This is a genomic window from Micromonospora sp. SH-82 (assembly GCF_051132485.1).
GTDB lineage: Bacteria > Actinomycetota > Actinomycetes > Mycobacteriales > Micromonosporaceae > Micromonospora.
The window spans coordinates 1143025-1164733 of record NZ_CP148049.1 but is presented as its reverse complement, the minus strand read 5'-3'; the positions used below and the strand labels follow the sequence as shown (position 1 = coordinate 1164733).

At 71.5% G+C, this 21709-nt stretch carries 24 protein-coding genes and 1 tRNA gene; 14 read left to right on the top strand and 11 right to left on the bottom strand.

Annotated elements, in window-relative coordinates; translation table 11 throughout:
• Nucleotides 1-103 precede the first annotated feature (103 nt).
• From WHN02_RS05395 to WHN02_RS05385, 3 genes are all read left to right on the top strand, one after another.
• The gene (locus WHN02_RS05395; protein WP_434742332.1) at nucleotides 104-3295 is read left to right on the top strand and encodes an LppU/SCO3897 family protein; all 3192 of its coding nucleotides are present in this window, start codon (nucleotides 104-106) and stop codon (nucleotides 3293-3295) included.
• Nucleotides 3296-3737: 442 nt separating this feature from the next.
• On the top strand, nucleotides 3738-4304 hold the full coding sequence (locus WHN02_RS05390) for a hypothetical protein (protein WP_434742331.1): 567 nt from the start codon (nucleotides 3738-3740) through the stop codon (nucleotides 4302-4304).
• Nucleotides 4305-4490: 186 nt separating this feature from the next.
• Nucleotides 4491-6329: an NHL domain-containing thioredoxin family protein gene (locus tag WHN02_RS05385; protein WP_434742330.1), complete on the top strand. Its 1839-nt coding sequence runs from the start codon at nucleotides 4491-4493 to the stop codon at nucleotides 6327-6329.
• Nucleotides 6330-6784: 455 nt separating this feature from the next.
• Here the strand turns inward: WHN02_RS05385 and WHN02_RS05380 are convergent, their stop codons facing one another.
• From WHN02_RS05380 to WHN02_RS05370, 3 genes are read right to left on the bottom strand one after another with little or no spacing between them, the layout of a single operon-like run.
• Entirely contained in the window at nucleotides 6785-7534 is a 750-nt protein-coding gene (locus WHN02_RS05380; protein WP_434742329.1) for a LamB/YcsF family protein, read from the bottom strand.
• Nucleotides 7518-8405, bottom strand: coding sequence for a biotin-dependent carboxyltransferase family protein (locus tag WHN02_RS05375; protein ID WP_434742328.1), 888 nt, complete (start codon nucleotides 8403-8405; stop codon nucleotides 7518-7520). Before WHN02_RS05375 ends, WHN02_RS05380 begins: the two co-directional genes overlap by 17 nt.
• Complete coding sequence (locus WHN02_RS05370) at nucleotides 8402-9022, bottom strand: 5-oxoprolinase subunit B family protein (RefSeq protein ID WP_434742327.1); 621 nt, start codon at nucleotides 9020-9022, stop codon at nucleotides 8402-8404. The genes WHN02_RS05375 and WHN02_RS05370 overlap by 4 nt, the downstream gene beginning before the upstream one ends.
• A gap of 144 nt (nucleotides 9023-9166) precedes the next feature.
• On the opposite strand from WHN02_RS05370, the gene trhA reads away from it, so the two are divergent.
• Nucleotides 9167-9844, top strand: coding sequence for a PAQR family membrane homeostasis protein TrhA (gene trhA, locus WHN02_RS05365; RefSeq protein WP_434742326.1), 678 nt, complete (start codon nucleotides 9167-9169; stop codon nucleotides 9842-9844).
• An 80-nt stretch (nucleotides 9845-9924) separates the two neighbouring features.
• Here the strand turns inward: trhA and WHN02_RS05360 are convergent, their stop codons facing one another.
• On the bottom strand, nucleotides 9925-10212 hold the full coding sequence (locus WHN02_RS05360) for a DUF6458 family protein (protein WP_350898092.1): 288 nt from the start codon (nucleotides 10210-10212) through the stop codon (nucleotides 9925-9927).
• 116 nt (nucleotides 10213-10328) lie between these two features.
• On the opposite strand from WHN02_RS05360, the gene WHN02_RS05355 reads away from it, so the two are divergent.
• Nucleotides 10329-10946: a SixA phosphatase family protein gene (locus tag WHN02_RS05355; RefSeq protein WP_434742325.1), complete on the top strand. Its 618-nt coding sequence runs from the start codon at nucleotides 10329-10331 to the stop codon at nucleotides 10944-10946.
• Between the two features lie 27 nt (nucleotides 10947-10973).
• Here the strand turns inward: WHN02_RS05355 and WHN02_RS05350 are convergent, their stop codons facing one another.
• From WHN02_RS05350 to WHN02_RS05340, 3 genes are all read right to left on the bottom strand, one after another.
• On the bottom strand, nucleotides 10974-11243 hold the full coding sequence (locus WHN02_RS05350) for a DUF6458 family protein (protein ID WP_350898090.1): 270 nt from the start codon (nucleotides 11241-11243) through the stop codon (nucleotides 10974-10976).
• Nucleotides 11244-11524: 281 nt separating this feature from the next.
• Complete coding sequence (locus tag WHN02_RS05345) at nucleotides 11525-13381, bottom strand: acyl-CoA dehydrogenase (RefSeq protein ID WP_434742324.1); 1857 nt, start codon at nucleotides 13379-13381, stop codon at nucleotides 11525-11527.
• A 130-nt stretch (nucleotides 13382-13511) separates the two neighbouring features.
• Nucleotides 13512-14639, bottom strand: coding sequence for a PP2C family protein-serine/threonine phosphatase (locus tag WHN02_RS05340; protein WP_434742323.1), 1128 nt, complete (start codon nucleotides 14637-14639; stop codon nucleotides 13512-13514).
• 146 nt (nucleotides 14640-14785) lie between these two features.
• Here WHN02_RS05340 and WHN02_RS05335 point away from each other — a divergent pair, with 146 nt between their 5' ends.
• Nucleotides 14786-15349, top strand: coding sequence for a phosphoribosyltransferase family protein (locus WHN02_RS05335; protein ID WP_434742322.1), 564 nt, complete (start codon nucleotides 14786-14788; stop codon nucleotides 15347-15349).
• 12 nt (nucleotides 15350-15361) lie between these two features.
• Here the strand turns inward: WHN02_RS05335 and WHN02_RS05330 are convergent, their stop codons facing one another.
• On the bottom strand, nucleotides 15362-16243 hold the full coding sequence (locus tag WHN02_RS05330; protein WP_434742321.1) for an LLM class flavin-dependent oxidoreductase: 882 nt from the start codon (nucleotides 16241-16243) through the stop codon (nucleotides 15362-15364).
• 83 nt (nucleotides 16244-16326) lie between these two features.
• On the opposite strand from WHN02_RS05330, the gene WHN02_RS05325 reads away from it, so the two are divergent.
• Nucleotides 16327-16728, top strand: a complete 402-nt coding sequence (locus WHN02_RS05325) for a pyridoxamine 5'-phosphate oxidase family protein (protein ID WP_434742320.1) — start codon at nucleotides 16327-16329, stop codon at nucleotides 16726-16728.
• On the opposite strand, the gene WHN02_RS05320 is transcribed toward WHN02_RS05325, so the two are convergent.
• Entirely contained in the window at nucleotides 16717-16998 is a 282-nt protein-coding gene (locus tag WHN02_RS05320; protein WP_434742319.1) for a hypothetical protein, read from the bottom strand. The two genes, WHN02_RS05325 and WHN02_RS05320, sit on opposite strands and share 12 nt — an antisense overlap.
• 365 nt (nucleotides 16999-17363) lie before the next feature.
• Between WHN02_RS05320 and WHN02_RS05315 the strand changes: the two genes are divergently transcribed.
• From WHN02_RS05315 to WHN02_RS05290, 6 genes are all read left to right on the top strand, one after another.
• Nucleotides 17364-17591 carry a GntR family transcriptional regulator gene (locus WHN02_RS05315; protein ID WP_434742318.1) on the top strand — a complete coding sequence of 76 codons (228 nt, stop codon included), beginning with the start codon at nucleotides 17364-17366 and terminating at the stop codon, nucleotides 17589-17591.
• Between the two features lie 111 nt (nucleotides 17592-17702).
• A complete protein-coding gene (locus WHN02_RS05310) occupies nucleotides 17703-17900 on the top strand; it encodes a DUF397 domain-containing protein (protein ID WP_434742317.1) in 198 nt (65 codons plus the stop codon).
• Nucleotides 17901-17912: 12 nt separating this feature from the next.
• A complete protein-coding gene (locus tag WHN02_RS05305) occupies nucleotides 17913-18398 on the top strand; it encodes a hypothetical protein (RefSeq protein ID WP_434742316.1) in 486 nt (161 codons plus the stop codon).
• A 43-nt stretch (nucleotides 18399-18441) separates the two neighbouring features.
• Nucleotides 18442-18861, top strand: coding sequence for a DUF6924 domain-containing protein (locus WHN02_RS05300; RefSeq protein ID WP_434742315.1), 420 nt, complete (start codon nucleotides 18442-18444; stop codon nucleotides 18859-18861).
• Nucleotides 18862-18987: 126 nt separating this feature from the next.
• Nucleotides 18988-19356, top strand: a complete 369-nt coding sequence (locus WHN02_RS05295) for an ArsR/SmtB family transcription factor (protein ID WP_434742314.1) — start codon at nucleotides 18988-18990, stop codon at nucleotides 19354-19356.
• A 33-nt stretch (nucleotides 19357-19389) separates the two neighbouring features.
• Entirely contained in the window at nucleotides 19390-20040 is a 651-nt protein-coding gene (locus tag WHN02_RS05290) for an SRPBCC family protein (protein WP_434742313.1), read from the top strand.
• A 109-nt stretch (nucleotides 20041-20149) separates the two neighbouring features.
• Here the strand turns inward: WHN02_RS05290 and WHN02_RS05285 are convergent.
• Nucleotides 20150-20223: transfer RNA gene (locus WHN02_RS05285), tRNA-Gly, on the bottom strand.
• Nucleotides 20224-20409: 186 nt separating this feature from the next.
• Nucleotides 20410-20964: a pyridoxamine 5'-phosphate oxidase family protein gene (locus tag WHN02_RS05280; protein WP_434742312.1), complete on the bottom strand. Its 555-nt coding sequence runs from the start codon at nucleotides 20962-20964 to the stop codon at nucleotides 20410-20412.
• Between the two features lie 111 nt (nucleotides 20965-21075).
• On the opposite strand from WHN02_RS05280, the gene dcd reads away from it, so the two are divergent.
• Nucleotides 21076-21654 carry a dCTP deaminase gene (gene dcd / locus WHN02_RS05275; RefSeq protein ID WP_434742311.1) on the top strand — a complete coding sequence of 193 codons (579 nt, stop codon included), beginning with the start codon at nucleotides 21076-21078 and terminating at the stop codon, nucleotides 21652-21654.
• The last annotated feature ends 55 nt before the right edge of the window (nucleotides 21655-21709 follow it).

The window sequence follows — 21709 nt, the reverse complement described above, 5'->3', positions numbered from 1 at the left end:
GGGTGCGGGAAGTCCGTACGGCCGGGACAGCTGGCGACGCCGGCAGCCAAGCAGACGAGACTCGACTGATGCCGGCGGCCGACATGAATGAGGAGGCGCACCGATGACGTCCGAGGGCTCGCACCACCCCGGCCGGGAGCCGGACGAGGTGTCGCCGGGCGCCGGCGGACCGGCGCCGTACGGCGACCGGCCAGCGCAACAGCACGACAACAGCTACGGAAACGCCCCCGACCTCGGCTGGGCACCCCCGCCGCCGGCCGCCCGTCCGAACCAGCCCACGGCACCGGGCTGGGCGCCTCACGACGAGCAGCCCCCGACCGCCAACTGGGCGGCGCAGGGCGAGCCGGCCCCCTGGGGCGGCCCCGGCCAGCCGCAACCTGCCTGGGCCGCGAGCCAGGCCGAGCCGGGCGGCCCCGGTCGCGCCGCCGCTACGGCCCCGCCGCAGGGCGAGCCGGGCCAGCCCGCCTGGGCACCCGCCGGACAGCCTGCCCCGGACTGGGCACAGCAGCACCCGCAGCCGGGTGCCCGGGGTGCCGCATCCGTGCCGCAGCAACCCGCACCCGCCCACGACAACTGGTCCCCATCGGACGGCCCGACCCCCGGCGGCTGGACTCCCCCGGCCAACTCCCCATCGGACGACTCCGCCCACTCCGGCGGGTGGACCCCGAACAACCCCGGTGCCGACGCCGCCCCCGCCGCCGGTGGATGGGCACCGAACGCCCCCGGCAACGAACCCGTCCCCGCCGCCGGCGGATGGAACCCGAACACTCCCGGCAACGACCCCGCGCCCGGCGGATGGAACCCCAACGGTCCCGGCAACGACCCCGCGCCCGGCGGATGGAACCCCAACGGTCCCGGCAACGACTCCGCGCCCGCCGGTGGGTGGGCACCCGGCGCGGGTACGCCCGCCGCCGACCCGGCCGGACCCGGCGGTTGGGGTCCCGGCACCGGCGGTGACCAGGCCCGACCCGGCAGCTGGAACCCTCCGGCCCAGGAGGGCTCAGCGCCCCCGGCCTGGGGTCCGCCGCCGAACCAGGCCCCGGGTGGCTGGGAGTCGCAGTCCCGCGACGAGCAGGCCGACCCGAACGCCTGGGCCGGAGCCCCCGCCCCAGCACAGAACGACCGGCCGCAGGCCGACCAGTGGCCGTCGCCCGAGGCCGGACAGCCCGGCGGCTGGCCCGCACCGTCCCACTCGGACGATCGTCCGGAGCCCGCCCCGTGGACGCCCGGCGCGCCCCCGCCCAGCCGGGGCAGCGCCTCGGTCCCCGGCCACAACCCGGGTGCGGGGAAGGCCCAGGTGCCCGGTGCCGCCCCGGTCCCGGGTGGCGCGCCCGGACCGACGGCCGGTAACACCTCGGGTCCGGCCGGTGAGGCCCCCGCATGGAACGGCGGCGGCGCCGAGAACCAGCCCCAGTGGGCGGGCACCGACCGCCCGGCGCTCCCGGAGGCCGAGCCGTGGGACCCCAACGAGGCGTGGGGTCGCAACGACGCCGCACCCGATCGGGCTCCCGAGTCCCCGGACTGGGCGGCGAACCGCTCCGAGGAACCCCCCGCCTACCAGCCCGCTCCCGGTCCCGGGATCTCGGCGGGGAACGCCATTCCCCTGCCGCCGGGTCAGGAACAGCGGGTCCCCGGCGCGAGCCTGGCCGCCGCACCACCGGCCGACTACGCCCCGCCCGCCGCCTTCGGTGGACCGCAGCCCTTCGACCAGGGCAACGCCGGACCCCAGTCGTACGGCTCCGGCGGCGGCTGGTCCCCCGCCGACTCCGGCCACGAGCAGCCGCAGTCGCCCGCCGGACCGATGGTCCCGGCTCCGCGTACCGCGCCCGAAGGGGGTGCCGGACGCGCCGTCGTACCCTCGGCGGAGGGGGCGGAGCCCGCTCAGGGTGCCGTCTCGGCCAGCGCCTCGGTGCCGACGGCCAGCCGAGTCGCCCCGACCGACCAGGCCCTGCCGCCCGGCGGTTCACCAGCGCCCCAGCCCCGGGTCTACGGTCGCCCGGCCCGACCGGAGGCCGACGAGGCGAACACCCCGGACGCCGGCTACCCCGCCGAGCAGCCGCAGTTCGACCAGAACCCCGGCGGGTTCGACCAGCGTCCCGGCTCCTTCGACCAGGGACCGGACCGGTTCGACCAGGGACCCGGTTCGTTCGACCAGCGTCCCGGCTCCTTCGACCAGGGACCGGACCGGTTCGACCAGAACCCCGGCGGATTCGACCGTGGTTACCCGCCCGCCTCGGACCGCCCCGACCAGGGCGGCGACCGGTTCGGCCAGGCTCCGGAGCAGAACGACAGAGGCCCGGAGCCGTACGGCCGCGCCCCGAACCAGTTCGACCAGGGTCCTGGCGGGTTCGACCAGGGACCCGGTTCCTTCGACAAGGGTCCCGGTGGGTTCGACCAGGGTCCTGGCGGGTTCGACCAGGGACCCGGCTCGTTCGACAAGGGACCGGACCGGTTCGATCACGGGACGGAACGGTTCGAGCACGGCGCCGGTGGATTCGGTCAGGGGGCCGGTGGCTTCGGCCCGGGAGGCGACCGGTTCGGGGCAGGCCCCGGATCGGAGCCCCGCTTCGACGGCCACGACCGCACCCCCGGCCACCCGCAGGGCTTCGGCGAGCAGAGCGGCCCCACGTCCGCCCCGTCGGCCTTCCCACCTGCCGCGCCGCCGGCGTTCGGCGAGCCGAGCAACACCACCCGCCCCATGAACGGGGTACGCCCGCACGACGCCCCTGCGCCGCACAACGACCCCTTCGGTGGCGCCCAGTCCCCGGTGGTCGGGGGCACTGCGGTACAGAACCCCGGACCCGGTTTCGCACCGGGCAACGATTCGGGGCCGGGCGGGTTCCCGCCGCCGTACCCGCCCGGGGGGCAGCAGTCCGGCCCGGGTTGGCCGGGTGCCGGGTCCGGCAACGAAGCCGACCAGGGGCGCTTCGACTCGTTCAAGCCCGAGGCCGACGAGTCGAAGACCGAGGCACCGCCGCCGAAGGTCCGCAACGGGCGCGTACTGGCAGCGGTCCTGGTCGCGGCGGTCCTGATCCTCGCCGTACCGCTGGGTCTGTTGCTGTTGCTGGGCAAGATCGGCGGCGGGGACGACCCGGCCGCCTTCGACCCGGCGGTCAACTCCTGCGTCAAGCAGTCAGGTGAGGGCGCGTCGGAGGCCGACTGCGGCGACGAGGGCGCCTTCACCGTCGTCTCCAAGGTCGACAACCAGAGCAAGTGCGAGGACCCCGGTCAGCCGCACGTCGTGCTCCGCAGCAACGTACCCAACAAGGTGCTCTGCCTGAAGCCGGCCGAGTAACGCGACGTCCAACGGCGGGGGCTGCGGTGTTACACCGCAGCCCCCGCCCACGTCTCTCCCCCTCCCCCTCATCCCCATTAATCTTGGACAGTTCCTGTCAGCTCCTGACAGGAACTGTCCAAGAACCACTTCTGGGTGTACGCCTCCGCAGCGATCGAGGCAGCTGGGCGGCGGCTCGGTGCGGGGGACGGGTCGGGGTGGCTGCCGGTCCACGTTTCCGCTTCATCGCTGCCCGCCGCCTCGGCCGCGTGCGACGGCGGGCGCTGTACGGGGCGAGGGCGCCTGCTGCACACCCTCACCGGAGACGTCCCGGGTGATCCCACCGGCATCGACGTGCAGTTCCCCGTCGTGCTGCCGCCCTGCACGGCCCGGACCGTTGAACCGGTGACCACCGCTGCCCGTAGTGGGGTCACACGAGTCGACCGACCGGAGAGGGGGCAGAGTGCCTCAGGAACAGGAGCCGCCGGCGCGGAACGGCTCGGAGGCGGAAGTCTTCGAACTTCTCGCCGCTTGCCTCTCCGCCGACACCCGGCAGGCATTGAAGCTGCTCCCGCGATCCGAGCAGCTCGCCTTCGCCACCGATCCGTCGGCGCTGAGGATCCTCGATGCGATGGAACAGAACTTCACCGCCGCCAGACTGGGAGAGCAGCGGCTCGAAGCGTCTGCACAGCTTCCCGACCCTCGACTGCGTCACTTCCTGGGCCACTACAGCGTCATGGACATCGCAAAGGAGCAGTTCGGCTCCTGGCGCGACGTGTTGGACCGGCACGTCAATGACAGGATCGCGGAGATCCACCGACAGAGCAGTCGGAGAGCCGGCCCGGGATCGCCGTCCTCGACGGCACTCACCGAACCGTTCGCGGCCACCTCGACGGCACTCACCGAACCGTTCGCGGCCATGAGGATCCAGGGGGGCGACCGCCTCCCTCGACAGTCCCAGCTCGCCCCGCCTCCGGGGTTCGACGAATCCACCCCCCGGCAACACTCCCACCAGGGTCGACGACGCTGAGCAGCCGGTGCCCCTTGGATCTTGGCGGGAATCGGCCCCGCTGGGGGCCGCAACGTTCCAGGATCTGCGGCGACCCGAGACGTGAGGGGACAGGTGCTGCATCCGAGTCGGCGTCGTGGGTGATCCGACGAACCTGTCACCGGGGGCGTCGGGCGGGGTGAGCAGGGGCGTGGCAGGGTTGGTCGCATGGTTACCTCGCCCCGCGTCCGTGCGCCCGAACTCAGGGGCCGTCGGTGGTTGAACACCGGCGGACGGGATCTCACCCTTGCCGACCTGCGTGGGCGCATCTCGATCCTGGACTTCTGGACCTTCTGCTGCATCAACTGTCTGCACGTGCTCGACGAGCTGCGGCCGTTGGAGGAGAAGTACGCCGACGTCCTCGTGGTGATCGGCGTGCACTCGCCGAAGTTCGAGCACGAGAAGGACCCGGAGGCCCTCGCGGCGGCGGTCGAGCGGTACGGGGTGCACCACCCGGTCCTCGACGATCCCGAGCTGGACATGTGGCAGCAGTACGCGGCCCGCGCCTGGCCGACGCTGGCCGTGGTCGACCCCGAGGGGTACGTCGTGGCCACGATGGCCGGGGAGGGACACGCCGAAGGGCTGGCCCGGCTGGTCGACGAGCTGATCACGGTCCACGAGGCCAAGGGCACCCTGCACCGGGGCGACGGACCGTACGTGCCGCCCGCCGAGGCGGCGACGATGCTGCGGTTCCCCGGGAAGGCGGTGCCGCTGCCGGACGGGAACCTGCTGGTCTCGGACTCGGCCCGGCACTCGCTGGTGGAGTTGGAGCCGGACGGGGAGACCCTGGTCCGCCGGGTCGGCACCGGGGACCGGGGGCGGGTCGACGGGCCGGCGGAGTCGGCCACCTTCTCCGAGCCGCAGGGGTTGTGCCTGCTCCCCCCGCACGTCGCCGAGGTGGCCGGGTACGACCTCGTCGTCGCGGACACCGTCAACCATCTGCTGCGCGGCGTACGCCTGGCCACCGGTGAGGTGACGACGGTGGCGGGTACGGGACGGCAGTGGCGCTCGACTGTGGACGACCACTCCCACGACGCGCTCGCCGTCGACCTCTCCTCCCCGTGGGACCTGGCCTGGTACGACGGCCGGATGGTCGTGGCGATGGCCGGGATCCACCAGCTCTGGTGGTTCGACCCGATCAAGCGGACCGCCGGGACGTACGCCGGGACGACGGTCGAGGCGTTGCGGGACGGTCCCCTGCCGGACGTGTGGATGGCCCAGCCGTCAGGGCTCTCCGTCTCCGCCGACGGGGTCCGCCTGTGGATCGCCGACAGCGAGACGAGTGCCCTGCGCTACGTCGAGAACGGCGTCATGGGCACCGCCGTCGGGCAGGGCCTGTTCGACTTCGGGCACGTGGACGGCCCGGCCGGGCAGGCGTTGATGCAGCACCCGCTCGGGGTGTGTGCACTGCCGGACGGCTCCGTGCTGGTGGCTGACACGTACAACGGTGCTGTTCGCCGGTTCGACCCGGCGACGGGCCTGGTCGCGACGGTGACCGACGGGCTGGCCGAGCCGAGCGACGTGGTGCTGACCGGGGACGGGTCGGTCCTCGTCGTGGAGTCGGCGGCGCATCGACTGACCCGGCTCGCCCCGGGGGCGCTCACCGCCACCGGGGCGAACACGGTGGCCGGTCCCCGGCACCGGGCCGAGCGCCGCCCCACCGACCTGCCCGCCGGGGAGGTGACACTGGACGTCGTCTTCACTCCCGCCCCGGGGCAGAAGCTCGACGACACGTACGGGCCGTCGACCCGGCTGGTGGTCTCCGCGTCCCCGCCGGAGCTGCTGCTCTCCGGGGCGGGCACCACCACCGACCTGTCCCGGCAGTTGGTGGTGAACCCGGAGGTCACCGAGGGGGTCCTCCAGGTGGTCGCCCAGGCGGCGACCTGTGACGCGGACGTGGAACACGCCGCCTGTCACCTGACCCGGCAGGACTGGGGCGTCCCGGTCCGGGTGGTCGACGGTGCGCCCGCCCGGCTCCCGTTGGTCCTGCGGGGCCTCGACACCTGAGTCGGGTCAAACGTGACGCCTCACCGGCGTCTCCGTCGAGCAGAGTCGGTAGTCGGTTCAGGAATCCGTCGAGCGTCGGTCGCACATCGGGGGGACAGTCGAGGGGAAGGCCCTGCTGTTCGGCCCTGTCGAGCACCACCCCCGAGCGAATCGGGTGGGTGCCGTCGGCACGGATGGAATGGTCCCGGTTGGCCAACAACCTCGCCCGGAAGGGGTCGTCCCAGGCCCGCTCGGCGTAGTCCGCCAGGACCCGCCACTGTTCCGGGGTCAGCGATTCCTCGCGATGGTTCCGGCCCTCGGTGTTCCGATCCCCACCACGGGACGGTCCGGAGCGGGACGATTCACCCGGTTCCTCCCCGTAGATGTACGGTGCCATCCTCGTACTCCCTCATGGCCGACGGTACGACCTGATGACGGGGCCTGGCGGACCTCGGTTCACCGGTGTGGGCTGCCACCTACGCGAACGGGGTGACGGTGACGCCCGCGTCGGTGAGGGCGGACCGGACCCGTTTCGCGGACTCGACAGCGCCGGGGGTGTCGCCGTGCAGGCAGATCGACTCGACGGGGCAGGAGACGACGGTTCCGTCGACGGCGACCACCGTCTGCTCGGTGGCCATCCGTACCGCCTGGGCGGCGATCTCGTCGGGGTCGGTGAGCAGGGCACCGGGGGCGTTGCGCGGGGTGAGCCGACCGGTGGGCAGGTAGCCCCGGTCGGCGAAGCCCTCGGCGACCACCCGGAGTCCGGCCCCGGCGGCGAGTTGGGCCAGCACCGATCCGGGGGAGCAGAGCACCGGCAGTGAGCCGTCGACGTCGCTGACCGCCGCCACCACCGCCGACGCCTGGGTCTCGTCGGTCGCCGCCGCGTGGTAGAGCGCCCCGTGCGGTTTGAGGTAACGCACCCGGGTCCGGAACAGCCGGCAGAACCCGTCCAGCGCCGCGAGCTGGTACGTCACCTCGTCGCGCAGTTCCGCGTAGTCGTAGGCGATGTGTCGGCGGCCGAACCCCGCGAGGTCGCGGTATCCGACCTGGGCTCCGACGGCGACCCCGCGTTCGGCGGCGGCTTCGCAGACCCGGCGCATCGTCGACGGATCACCGGCGTGGAAGCCGCAGGCCACGTTGGCGGAGGTGACGACGTCGAGCAGCGCCTCGTCGTCGCCGAGCTGCCAGATGCCGAAGCCTTCACCGAGATCAGCGTTGAGGTCCATGGAACGTCACCGTAGTCCCCGGCCGCGCCTGGGCGAGCGGGGTCACGTCGGTGACCACCCCGATGACCGGGTACCCGCCGGTGGTCGGATGGTCGGCGAGGAAGATCAGCGGTTGACCGTTCGCCGGCACCTGCACCGCCCCGAGCACCAGCCCCTCGCTGGGCAGTTCCCCGGCCACCGCGCGGGTCAGCGCCCGACCGGTCAGCCGGACGCCGACCCGGTTGCTGTCCGGGCTGACGGTGTACGGAGTGTTGAGCAGCCGGTGCACCGCCTCGGGGGTGAACCAGTCGTCCCGGGGGCCGAGGGTCAGGGTGAGCCGTAGCGCGGTCGGGACGACCCCGTCGACCGTGAAGTCCACCCCGGCGGGGAGCCCGAACGGGCTGCCCAGTGGCAGGCGGTCGCCGTCGCGGAGGACGGCCGGGCCGAGCCCGGAGAGCAGGTCGGTGGAGCGGCTGCCGAGCACCGGGTCGACGGCGACGCCCCCGGCGACTGCCACGTAGCTGCGTACCCCGCGCAGGGCCGGTCCGATCCGTACCGGAACCCCCTCCGGTACGGCGACGGGGCGTCCCACGTCGGCGGGGCGGTCCCCGACCCTCACCCGTGCCACCGCCCCGGTGACGGCCACCGTCCCGGCCCGATCCAGTCGGAGGTCGCACCCGGTCAGCGTGGTCTCCAGCCCGGCAGCGGATTCCGGGTTGCCGACGAGCCGGTTCGCCAGCCGCAGGGCCGCCGGGTCCAGCGCCCCCGACCGGGGCACCCCGAGGTGTGCCCACCCCTGACGGCCGAGGTCCTGCACCGTGGTGGACGCCCCGGCCCGGAGCACCTCGACAGTGGCGGCAGTCGTCGTTGCGAGCGGGTCGACGCGCGTCATGTCGGCACCAGGCGGACCCGGGTCCCGGGGGTGAGGCGGGCGGGCGGGTCGGCAGCCACGTCGAACAGCTGCATGTCGGTCCGACCGACGAGCTGCCACCCGCCGGGCGACTCGGTGGGGTAGATCCCGGCGTACCGTCCGGCCAACGCCACCGACCCGACCGGCACCCGGGTACGCGGGCTGGCCAGCCGGGGCACCGACCACTCCTGCGGAAGACCGCTCAGGTACGCGAACCCGGGTGCGAAGCCGCAGAAGGCCACCCGGAACCGGAGGTCGGTGAGGCGGCGTACCACCTCGGGGACGTCCGTGCCCCAGTGCTCGGCGACGGCGGCCAGGTCCGGCCCGTCGTACACGGTGGGCACCAGAACCTCGGCGGTGTCGGCCGCCGACGGTCCCGCGCCCGTCTCGGCGGGGTTCCAGTCGGCGAGGAGGGCGGCCGTCAGTGCGGGATCCGGCACCCCGTCGAGGAGGACGGTCCGGGCACCGGGGACGATCTCGGCGGCGGTCACCTCACCGGTCTCCCGACGTCGCCACAGTTCGGCTCGAACCGCCTCGACCTGTTCCGGGTCGGCGCAGTCGAGCAGCAACGCGTGCTCACCGACGGACCGTAACCGCATCCCGCCATCCTGCCAGCCGCCCTCAGGGCCGGGCTGCCCCTGCCCGGCACGGCGATCGACCGAGCCGGGTACGGTACCGACGGCGGCGGATCCGTGACCGGAACCACTACCTGTAGGTAACCTACGGTGTCGTAACCTCTAGGCGTGACCACCTCCGCTCCGCTTCGTCTGAAGCCGGTCGACATCGGCAAGCCCCGGATGCGCGGCTGGCTGCACACCTACGCGTTCTTCGTCGCCCTCGTCTGCGGAGTCGTGCTCTGCTCGATCGCGGCCTTCCGTCCCGGCTGGGCTCCCCTGATCAGCTGTCTGGTCTACAGCCTCACCGTCTGCGGGCTGTTCGGCACCAGCGCGCTGTACCACCGGCGCGTGTGGTCGCCCCGGGGCTACCAGATCATGCGCCGGATGGACCACTCGATGATCTTCCTGTTCATCGCCGGGACGTACACCCCGTTCTGCGCGATGCTCCTGGCCCCCCGCCCGGCCGCAGCCATGCTCAGCCTGGTCTGGGGTGGGGCGCTGGGCGGCGTGGCGATCAAGGTGGTCTGGCCGCACGCCCCCCGCTGGGTCTCCGCCCCGCTCTACCTGGCCCTCGGGTGGGTATCGGTGGCGATGGTGCCGGAGATTCTGCACGTCGGCGGGGTCACCGCCTTGGTCCTGCTGGTCGTCGGCGGGGCGATCTACAGCGTGGGGGCGGTCTTCTACGCCCTCCGCAAGCCGAACCCGTGGCCCGCCGTCTTCGGCCACCACGAGTTCTTCCACGCCTGCACGCTGGTGGCGGCGGTCTGCCACCACATCGCCATCTACTTCGCGATCTTCGCCTGACCGTCGGGGGCACGGCGCGCGTACACACGAAGGCTCTGCCCTCCCTCGGGAGCGCAGAGCCTTCGCTGTCGGTCGGAGGGTCAGACGGTGTGGCCAGGACGACGGACCTCGCGGTACTCCTGGACCACGCGGTCGTCCCGGACCGGGACGGTCCGCTCGGCGACGACCCGGTCCTGGGTGGCCGGCGCGGCGACCACGGTACGACGGCGGGTGTTCCAGAAGTAGAGAGTGGTGATCAGCCCGGCCACCCCGGCGAGCATCAGCACGTAGCCGACGACGCTCAGGTTGAGCCACCCGAGGTTGGCCTCCACGGCGAACGCGAAGATCGCGCCGAGCGCGATGAGGAAGATACTGCCACCGATGCCCATCTTGTCGCCTCCTTGGCGTCCAGCTGGCGTTGCCTACCGCCGCGGCCACGGGTGAGGGGTGCGGCACCCATCGACATACCCCGGCACACTGATCACCAATCCGGCAAGCTGGCCCCATGACGGACGACAGGGGACGGAACCGCACGCTGGTGCTGCTGCGACACGCCAAGGCCGAGACGCCCGGGGAGGAGATCCTCGACGTGGACCGACCGTTGGTCGCACGGGGGCGGGCCGCCGCCGTCGCGGTCGGCACCTGGCTCGACCGGTACGGGCTGCGGCCCGACGTGGTTCTCTGCTCACCGGCGTTACGTACCCGCCAGACGTGGGCCGGGGTGGCCGACGGACTCACCCGCCAGACGTCGGCCGGGGCGACCGACGGACCCGCCTGGCGACCGTCGGCCGGGGCGGCGGACGGACCCGGCGCGGGCTCCGGCAGCTCACCCCAGGGCGACCCGACACACTCGGACCCGGACGTACGCTACGAACCGGACATCTACGAAGCCCTGCCCGGTACCCTGCTCACGCTGATCAGGTCGGTGCCTGCGGAGGCGTCGACGGTGCTGCTGGTGGCGCACAACCCTGGCGTCTCGCTGCTGAGCGGGCTCCTCGACCCGACCCGGCCGATGCACGACGGCCTGTCCACCGCCGAGCTGGCGGTGCACCGTACCCGGGGAGCCTGGGCTGACCTGTCACCCGGCGACGCGACCCTGGTGGAACGTTCACGCCCCACATGAGCGCCAGGTCCTGCAGGTCCTGGCTGGTCAGGACGGCGGGGCGGTCGGGGGTGGCGGGTCGGGTGGGGGCGGCATCATCGCGGTGGGATGCGACAGCCGGTTCTCCTCGACGATCAGGGTCCGGGCCCGCTTGCGTCGGTCCTGCCAGAACCAGAGCGTGGTGAGCAGCACGGAGAGTCCGGCCAGGATGAAGACCCAGCCGACCGCGCGCAGGTCGACCCACCACACGTTCGCCCGTACGGCGAAGGTGAGGATCGCGCCGATGGCGATCAGGAAGATTCCGCTGCCAACTCCCATGTCTGCTGCACTCCCCCGTGCGGTGACCTCCGAGCTGCGCCCGGACGACCCGCCCCGCTTACCCACCCCTCCCACCCCCAACCCCCACCCCCGTCCCCTCCGCCCCGCCCCCGCCCCGCCCCCGCCAGGCGTGATCAAGGGGTTTGCGTCACCGGTGACCACCGGAATGACGCAAACCCCTTGATCACGCGACGCACAGCCGCGACATCGCGCGACGTCGCGCAAAGGTGCGATGTCGCGGGGAAGCCGCGCGGAGGTGCGCGATGTCGCGGGTGGGTGGGTTAGAAGGAGTCTTCGGGGAGGTCCATGAGGTCGAGGTCGCAGGCTTCCACTGTGCGCCGGTCGGCGCCGACCCGGGGGAGGATCTCGCGGGCGAAGAACTTCGCAGCGGCCACCTTTCCGGTGTAGAACGCCTGGTCAGCCGGGGTCACCTCATCGGCCAGCGCCTTGAGGGCGACGTCGGCCTGACGCTGGAGCAGCCAGCCGACGATCACGTCACCGAGGGCCAGGAGGAACCGGCGGCTACTCAGCCCGACCTTGTAGAGGGCGCGCTCGTCACCGGCCTGGGCCTCGCCCAGCCAACCGGTGAGGAGGCCGAGGATGCTCTGGAGTTCGGTGAGCGCCTTGCCGAGGGCCTGTCGCTCCTGCTTGAGCTGACCGTTTCCGCCCTCTGCGGCGATGAACTCCTGGATCTCCCCGGCGACCGCCGTCAGGGCCTTGCCGTTGTCCCGCACGATCTTGCGGAAGACCAGGTCGAGGCTCTGGATGGCGGTGGTGCCCTCGTACAGGGTGTCGATTTTGGCGTCTCGGACGTACTGCTCCAGGGGGTAGTCCTGGAGGAATCCGGAGCCGCCGAAGGTCTGCAACGACTCGTGGCCGAGGATTTCGTACGCCCGCTCCGAACCGACCCCCTTGACCAGGGGCAGGAGCAGATCGTTCACCCGCTTGGCCAGGGCGACGGCCGGCTCGTCACCGGTTGCCTCGGCGATGGCCACCCGGTCCTGCCAGGAGGCGGTGTAGCAGACCAACGCCCGAAGCCCTTCGGCGTACGACTTCTGGAGCATCAGCGAACGGCGGACGTCCGGGTGGTGGGTGATGGTGACCCGGGGGGCGGTCTTGTCGGACTGCCGGGTCAGGTCGGCGCCCTGCACCCGGTTCCTGGCGTACTCCAGGGCGTTGAGGTAGCCGGTGGAGAGGGTGGCGATGGCCTTGGTGCCGACCATCATCCGGGCGTACTCGATGATCATGAACATCTGCCGGATGCCGTCGTGCCGGTCGCCGAGGAGCCAGCCCTTGGCCGGTACGCCGTGCTCGCCGAAGGTCATCTCGCAGGTGTTGGAGACCTTCAGGCCCATCTTGTGCTCGACGTTCGTGGCGTAGACCCCGTTGCGTTCGCCCAGCTCACCGGTCTCGGAGTCGAAGTGGAACTTGGGGACCACGAAGAGCGACAGCCCCTTGGTGCCGGGGCCGCCGACGCCTTCCACCCCGACCGGGCGGGCCAGGACGTAGTGCACGATGTTCTCGCTCAGGTCGTGCTCACCCGAGGTGATGAAGCGCTTGACGCCCTCGATGTGCCAGGAGCCGTCGGGCTGCGGGACGGCGCGGGCGCGACCGGCCCCGACGTCCGATCCGGCGTCCGGCTCGGTGAGCACCATCGTGGAGCCCCACTGCCTGTCGATGAAGAACTTCGCCCACCGCTGCTGCTCCTCGGTGCCCTCGACGTGCAGGACGTGGGCGAAGGAGGGGCCGGAGGCGTACATCCAGACCGGGGCGTTCGAGCCGAGGACCAGCTCGGCGAGCGACCACCAGAGGGTACGCGGGGCGGGGGTGCCGTCCATCTCGGGCGGGAGGTCCAGGCGCCAGAACTCGGAGTCCATGAAGGCCTGGTACGACTTCTTGAACGACTCCGGCAGGGGCGCGGTGTGGGTGACCGGGTCGAAGACCGGTGGATTGCGGTCGGAGTCCGTGTAGCTGGCGGCGAGGTCCTCCCGGGCGAGGCGGTCGACCTCGGTGAGGAAGCTGCGCGCGGTGTCGACGTCCAGCTCCGAGTACGGCTCCTGGCCGAACGCCTGATCCGCTCCGAAGACCTCGAACAGGTTGAACTGGAGGTCCCGGAGGTTGCTCTTGTAGTGGGTCATGGTCGCTGGCCCCGCTTCCGGACAGGTGTTACCGATCAGTAACCCCGACTGTATTACTGACGGGTAGGAACCGACAACCCGTAAGGCTGCGGGACCCCGGCCGAAAGGCCGCAGTCGAGTGTGATACCGGTCACCCCTCTGTCGCGCCGACCTCCCAACTCGGGACCGTCAACGCCGCACCGGTACGCGAACCGGCGTACTCCATCAGGACCAGGGCGATGTCGTCGTCGAGCTGACCGTGCACCCACTCGACGAGGGCGGTCTCCAGGGAGGCCAACCCGTCGGCGACGGTCCCGTGGCCGAGCAGCCGCCAGGCCCGGTCCACCGTCGGGAAGAACTCCCCGTCCCGCCGCGCCTCCCCGAGCCCGTCGGTGAACAACAGCAGCCGGTCCCCCGGTTCGAGACGCTCCACCCGGGGCTGCACGGTCGGCATGAACCCCAACGGCGGCGCGGTCGCCGGTGGCTCCAACGAGATCACCGCCCCCCGGCGCAGCAGCAGCGGCGGTGGGTGCCCACAGTTGACGATGGTGAGGGTCCCGCCCCGCTCCTCGACCAGGGCGGCGGTCACGAAGTCCTCGTCCCCCACGTTCCGGGCCACTGCCCGGTCCAGGTCCGCCACTATCGCCCGCAGGTCGGCCCGCTCGTACGCCACGTGCCGGTAGGAGCCGAGCACGATGCTGGCCAGCCGGACCGCGTCCAACCCCTTGCCCCGGACGTCCCCGATGATCATCCGTACGCCGTACGGGGTGTCGATCGCCTCGTACAGGTCGCCGCCGATCTCGGCGGTCGCCGTCGAGGAGATGTAGCGGCCCGACACTGCCAGGGCACCCACCTGCGGGCCGAGCGGACGCAGCACCGCCTGCTGGGCGACGTGCGCCAGTTTGGAGAGTTCGGCCAGCTGGTCGGCCTGCCGTTGGCGGATCGCCGCCCACCCCGCCCCGACCGCACTCGCCAGGGCGACACCGGCCACCCCTGTCGCCGTGACCACCGACGTCGTCGGCTCGGCGAGGGCGAAGACCGTACCGGCCAGACTCGCGGCGGCACCCACACCGACCACCATCCGCCACGAACCCGTCATCGCGGTGAGCAGCGGCGCCACGGCCATCAACGGCACGTACCCGACCTCACGGCCGTCGGTCAGCTCCAGCAGACAGACGAACGAGAGCAGAACGAGGGCCGCGCCGAGACCGGCGCGGGATCCGGGGCTCAGCGGGCCACGGCCCGACTGCGAGGTGTGGGTACGTACGAGGGACAGCATGCCTGATACTCGTGAGCGGGTGAATGAACCTGGCCCGTCGACCGAGCAGGTTCTGACCGCCCGGGCCGTACGGCCGATCCGATCGCGGACCCGGCAGAGCGAGACCGGCACCTCCGACCGCCCGGTCCACACGTGAGGGGAGGCCGATGGCCGATCCGTCACCTCACAGCGACCTGGTCGCCCGGCTGGTGGACGGGTTCCGCTGGGTCGACCCCGGCCCGACCAGCACCCACCTGGTCAGCGACGTCTCCGGGTGGTGGCGCGACCCGCAGATCCTCTCCGCCCTCGGCCCCGCCCTGGTCGCCCCGTTCCGGACCGCCCGGCCCACCGTCGTCGTCTCCCCGGCCGTGACCGGCCTGATCGTCGGCCCCCTCGCCGCGACCGCCCTCGGCGTCGGGTTCACCCCCGCCCACAAACGGAACGACACCCGGACCCGCCCCGGCCGGGTCACCTGGGCGACCGGGCCACCCGACTTCCGGGGACGCCGGATCGAACTGGGCGTCCGGGACGACCACCTGCACCCCGGCGACCGGGTCCTGGTGGTCGACGACTGGGTGGCCACCGGCGCACAACTACGCGCCGTCGCCGAGATCTGCGCCGCCCGCCGGGCCACAGTGGTCGGCACCGCCGCCGTGGTCGCCGACGCGCCGGACGAGATCCTCACCGACCTCCGGGTGACAGCCCTCCTCCACGCCACCCACCTGGTGTAAGGAAGGAACGGGTCAGGCCGTACGCAGTTGCGGCAGGAGCCGGGTCGCCACGTCCACCAGGACCGCCTCGTCACCGGCGTACCAACTCGACTCCCGCGGCCAGTGCGTCACCACGTCGGTGAAACCCGCAGCGGCGGCCCGGCCCACCTGGTCGGCGAAGAAGTCGGCGCTGCTCAACGAGAAGACCGGGGCCGAATCGAGCAGGAGGTACCTGTCGAGGGTCGCCGGGTCGCGGCCCTCCCCCTCCACCACCCGGTCCAGGCGCTCGCCCAGGTCCGCCACGCTCCGCCACCAGCCCGCCAGGTCGTCGGCCTCCAACCCGGTGGTGACCCACCCCTGACCGTGCCGGGCCGCCACCCGCATCGCCCGGGGACCGTTCGCGGCGACCACGAAGGGCACCCGTGGCCGCTGCACACAACCCGGGTCGTTGCGGGCGTCCACCGCCGTGTACCACTCACCACGCCAGGTCGTCCGCTCCTCACGGAGCACCCGGTCGAGCAGCCCGGTGAACTCGGTGAACCGGTCCACCCGCGCCCGCGCCGGCAGCGTCTCACCGCTAAGGACGGTGGCGTCGAACCCGATCCCACCAGCCCCCACCCCGAGCAGCAGCCGCCCGGCGGAGATGTCGTCGAGGGCTGTCACCTGTCGGGCGAAGGCCACCGGATGCCGGAAGTTCGGCGAGGCCACCAACGTCCCCAGCCGGATCCGCGAGGTCACCGTCGCGGCGGCGGTCAACGTCGGCACCGAGTCGAACCACGGGCCGTCGACGAGGTCCCGCCAGCCCAGATGGTCGTACGTCCAGGCGTGGTCGAACCCCCACTCCTCCGCCTGCCGCCACCGCGGCCCGGCCTGCGCCCACCGCCGGTCCGGAAGAATCACCACACCGATCCGCATGCCCGCCACCCTACGACCCGCCGTGCCGAAGGCCCCCTGTCGACGCCCGGGGGTGGGAAGCCCTCCTTCCCACCCCCGTCTGCTTGGCTGAGTCGATGACCGACGCCGCCCCGACACCTCCCGACGTGACGTCACGCCTGGCCCACGATCGCAACGTCTGGCTCTGCACCCTGCGTCCGGACGGCTCCCCGCACGTCACCCCGGTCTGGTTCGTGCACACCGACGGCACCTGGTGGATCGGGTCCGACGGGCGCAGCGTCAAGGTCCGCAACGTGACCGCCGACCCCCGGGTCTCCCTGGCCCTCGAAGACGGCGACGCCCCCGTCGTCGCCGAAGGGCACGCCCGGGTGCACCGCAGCGACTTCCCGCAGCCGGTCGTGACGGCCTTCGCCGCGAAATACGACTGGGACGTCCGCGCCGGGCAGGACCGGGTCCTGCTTGAGGTGTCGGTACGCCGCTGGCTGCTGGCCGGGTCAGCGCAGTAGCCCCCGCCCGGCCCCGACCAGTACCGGCGCAACGAACCTACGGAGCCCCGCACGCTGGACGAAGACCCTCCGCCTCTCGACCGCGTCGCCCCTGCGGTCGAGGGAGTACCCGTCGAGCCAGACCCACCCGTGGTACGTCTGCCACTCGGTCCGCACCCGGATCACCCGCAGGACGATCGGCCGCCGACGAAACTGGACACTCGCCTCCCCGGCGACGTACAGGACGTCCCCGGGCTTGATCTCCATCATCACGGTCCGTACCGCCGCCAAGCCCCGATCCGGGTACGCGCCAAACGCACCGCCGGACAACCACCGACAACCCCGCACGACGGGCAGACGTGCCGCCAATGCTCCTCCAACACCTGCCAGGCAGCCCGGATCAACACCGGCTCCCGTCGCCGGGTCACCTCTGCCACCGAGCCCACCACCGGCCGACAGAGGCCGAAGCCACCTGGTCCAGCGGCTCTGTCCGGTGGTGTCGCCTGACCGATCCGAACCTCATGGCCCACTCCTGCGAGTCGGTTTACTCATGCTCACAGAAGGTAACCCAACTTGTTCATAACGTCCAGACTCGTACAGCTCGTCTAGGACGTACCCCACGTCTGGACGTCCAGAACGTCAGCAAGGGTTGGAGAATGGTCGATCCCTTGTCCCCGACGCCGCTCTACGTTCAACTCGCCGACGTCATCGCGAAGCAGATCGAGGAGGGCAAGCTGGAGTCCCGTCGCCCCATCCCGAGCGAATCCTCGCTCCGACAGGAGTACGGCGTCAGTCGCGGGACCGTCCGTCAGGCGGTGGCGCTGCTACGGGAACGGGGCCTGGTGGTCACCGTGCCCCAACGCGGCACCTACGTGGCCTGGTAGCCGCCACGCTGCACCCGTCTCGCGGTGTCGACCCGATCTCGCCCTGGCACCCACCCCACGCCAGATACGCTGCGAGCGATCGCAGCAGAGCTGACCAAGTAGGGGGACGACATGGACCTGACTCGCGCGAGCTGGCGCAAGAGCACCAGGTCCGGTTCGAGCGGAAACTGCATCGAGATCGCGGACGGCCATCCCGGTGTGGTCGGCGTACGGGACTCCAAGGACCAGCAGGGACCGGTGCTGTCGTTCACCAGTGGCCAGTGGTCCGATTTCGTTCAGAGCATCAAGGCCCGCCAACTCGACATCTGAAAGATGGCGTACATGTTCACCGTCGTGCTCGATCGGCAGCCTGCCGACGACGAGATCGACACCCTGTTCACCATCGGGTGCGACGACGCCACCTTCGGTACGGAGGCCAACCTTCCGGTCGTCGAGTTCGATCGGGAGGCAGAGACCATGGCGGACGCGATCGCCTCCGCCGTACATCACCTCGACCGGGCAGGGTTGGCGGCGATCCGAGTCCTTGATCAGGATCTGGTCACGCTCGCCGACGTGGCCGAGCGGTTCGGACAGAGCCGGGAGTCCGTGCGGCGCTACACCACGGGAGATCGAGGGCCGGGCAACCTCCCACCCCCGGTGAATCCCGCCCCAGATGGCACGGTGTTCTACCGATGGAGCGAGGTGGCACCGTGGGCAAGGACGCATCTCAAGATCCAGGTGCCCGACGTGGACCCGGCACTGGTGGTGGCGAACCTGGTCCTGCAGGCGAGGCAGCACTTCACCCGGTGCCGCACATCACGGCCCTGACCGACCTCCTCGCTGCCTAGCCACCACCCTGACCTCACCTGCGATGAATCCGCTGCCCAGACCCGTCGACCTCAGCTCGTTGGTGCTCCGCACGGACTTCACCGATGACGGTGCCTGGAAGGCCGTCATGGACGACTTCCGCAGGTGGGGGTGCAGCACCACCTGCGTCGACGATCCCGTGTACCGCAGGGTGACGGTCAATCGGTTGGTCGAGGCCAATGCCCCCAGGTACGACGGAGGCTGGCTGCCCTACCTGTTCGTCGCCGACGCGACCACGATGACCGACGGCGAGCACCCCCTGCTCGCCGTCGACCTGGACCGGGAGCCTGGACGCACCTTCCGGGTCCCTCCACGCTGGTACCCCGAGGTCTCGGACAATCTCGCGCTCGCGAACGTGGACTTCGCCGACTTCGCCAGGTCCGTAGACCCCTCCGGCACGTTCCGGGGATTCGAGGAAGCCTGATCGGTCGAGCGGCACCACTGTTGGCACGCCACTGCCACCCGGTGTCGATGGGCGCTGACACCGCGAGAGTCATCAAAAAATACCAGCGCGAGCTTATATAAGTGGATCCTGGTAAAATCTGATCTCGTGAACGCGTTCGACGTCCTCGGCGACCCGGTGCGTCGGCGCATCCTGGAGCTGCTCACCGACGGTGAGCAGACCTCCGGTGCGATCACGGACGTGGTCCGGGTCGAGTTCGCGCTGTCGCAGGCTGCTGTCTCCCAGCATCTGCGCGTTCTTCGTGAGCACGGGTTCACGTCGGTCCGGGCGGAGGGGGCTCGTCGGTTCTACGCCGTGGAGGCCGGGCCGTTGAGCGAGGTCGACGCGTGGTTGGACCGGTTCCGCACGTTCTGGGACCAGCGACTCGACGCGCTGCAGACCGAGCTCGCCCGCGGCAGGCGTACTGCCCGGAAAGCGGCCGACGACGAGCCTGGCAGGCCCGACGAGGCAGCGTAGGCACGTGGGTTCCCTACCGAACGGAGCATGACGATGAGAGACGTACTCGACGAACTGTCCGCGGCCCGCCGGAAGATGGGCACGGCCACCCTGCCCGCCGGTGAGGCCTACACGATGGAGCTGAGACGTCGCTACGACGCGGATCTCGACGACGTGTGGGACGCCATCACCAACCCCGAGCGACTGAGTCGTTGGATGAAGCCGGTCACCGGCGACCTGCGCCTCGGCGGGGCGTTCGAGCTGGACGGCGGCGAGCATGGCGAGATCCTCCGGTGCGAGCCGCCGCGCCTGCTGCGGGTGTCCTGGATGTTCGGGCCAGGCGCGGACGAGTGGCCGGGCACGAGCGAGGTCGAGGTGCGCCTGTCTCCCGGATCGGCCGGGGACACCGAGTTCGAACTGGTCCACGCTGCGGCCGTCGGAGAGCCCATGTTCCCGACCTACGGTCCCGGTGCGGGCGGCGTCGGCTGGGATCTGCATCTCCTCACCCTCGCCGGCCACCTGGGCGACGGCGAGGTCCTCGACCACGAGAAGTTCGGGGCGTCGCCCGCCGGACGCGAGTTCACCCGGCGCAGCGCCGCCGCCTGGGGCGAGGCCCACCTGGCAGGCGGTGGCGAACCGGGCCACGTCGCGGCCGCAGTCGCGGCCACCACCGCGTTCTACCTGCCCACCGAGGATGAGCGATGACGTACGCCGCCTCGCTCGGCCACCGACCACACCCGTAGCGGCTGTTCGACGTGGCTCTGCAACGACGAAAGCCCTGACCGGATGCGATTCCGGGTCAGGGCTTTCGTGGTGGAGCGGGTGACGGGAATCGAACCCGCACTGTCAGCTTGGGAAGCTGATGTTCTGCCATTGAACTACACCCGCAGGCCGCCCCACTGTACCCGAACCGGCCGCCACCGCACCACGCCACCCCCGAGCCGTGCCTCGCCCACTCGCACCCGGGTCGATCATGAGGGTCGGCGGGTGGTCGGAAGATCCACAGGGCCGCCGACCTCATGATCGACGCGAGCGTCCTCGGCGGCAGGGCCGGTGACGTGAAAGGACGAGGGTTCAGGCGGCGGTGACGTGGGCTCGGCGGGCGGGAGGCCACGGGTCCGGGGTGGTGGCGGAGTCGGGCCGGGTGCCGTGGCTGGCGCGCGGGTCCAGCCACACCTGGACCGCCGGACGTCGGGGCGGCGCACCGGGAACGTCCAGGCCGCCCAGGTCGCGTCGGGTGAGCATGGCGACGTCGATGGTGAACTCGAACAGCCGCCAGTCGGCGTCGGGGGAGGCGCGGCCGACGTCGGCGAGCCGGGAGATCCGGGCCCGGTCGGTCACCGGGCTGGCCTGGCCGGCGACGTACGCCTCGTCGTCGCTCTCCTCCGGGGGGAAGGAGTGCAGGGCGTACCGGCCGTCGCGTTCGAGGTCACGGCGTTTGGGCGAGTCGATGACGAAGCAGAAGAGCCCCTCGTCGGTGATGACCGGGGAGACCGGGTGGACCCGGGGTCCACCGTCGGCGCGGACGGTGGCCAGGTAGCCGAAGCCCGGCCCGTACTGCTGCATGAGGAGGCGAATCCCGTCGGCGAGTCGGGGGTCGTCGGCGGCGAAGTCGGACCAGGAAGCCATGTCCACATCTTATCGAACACCTGTACGAGAATCGACCCGACACGCTGGTCACCCGGCACGATCACCGGCACCCGATCGGGTGCCCCGGAGCGTGCTCGATAGGGTTGCCAAATGCTTCTCTCCGACCGTGACCTGCTGATCGAGATCAAGACGGGCACGCTCGCGTTGGAGCCCTTCGAGCCCTCCCTGGTGCAACCTTCGAGCATCGACGTACGCCTCGACCGGCTCTTCCGGGTCTTCAACAACCACCTGTACACCCACATCGACCCGGCGGCCCAGCAGGACGACCTGACCTCCCCGGTCGAGGTGCCCGAGGGCGAGCCGTACGTGCTGCACCCGGGCGAGTTCGTGCTCGCCTCCACCCTTGAGGTGATCACCCTCGGCGAGCAGCTCGCCGGTCGACTCGAAGGGAAGAGTTCCCTGGGCCGACTGGGGTTGTTGACCCACTCGACGGCCGGGTTCATCGACCCGGGCTTCTCGGGTCACGTCACGCTGGAACTGTCCAACGTGGCGAACCTGCCGATCACCCTCTGGCCGGGGATGAAGATCGGACAGCTCTGCATCTTCCGGCTCTCGTCCCCCTCGGAGCACCCGTACGGATCGGCCGTCTACGGCTCCCGCTACCAGGGGCAGCGCGGCCCGACCCCGAGCCGCTCCTGGCAACACTGGCGCACCTGGCCGACCCGCTGACCCAGGGCCGACACCCGGCCCGAAAGCACCGGCCCGCCGGCACCGACCAGCAGCC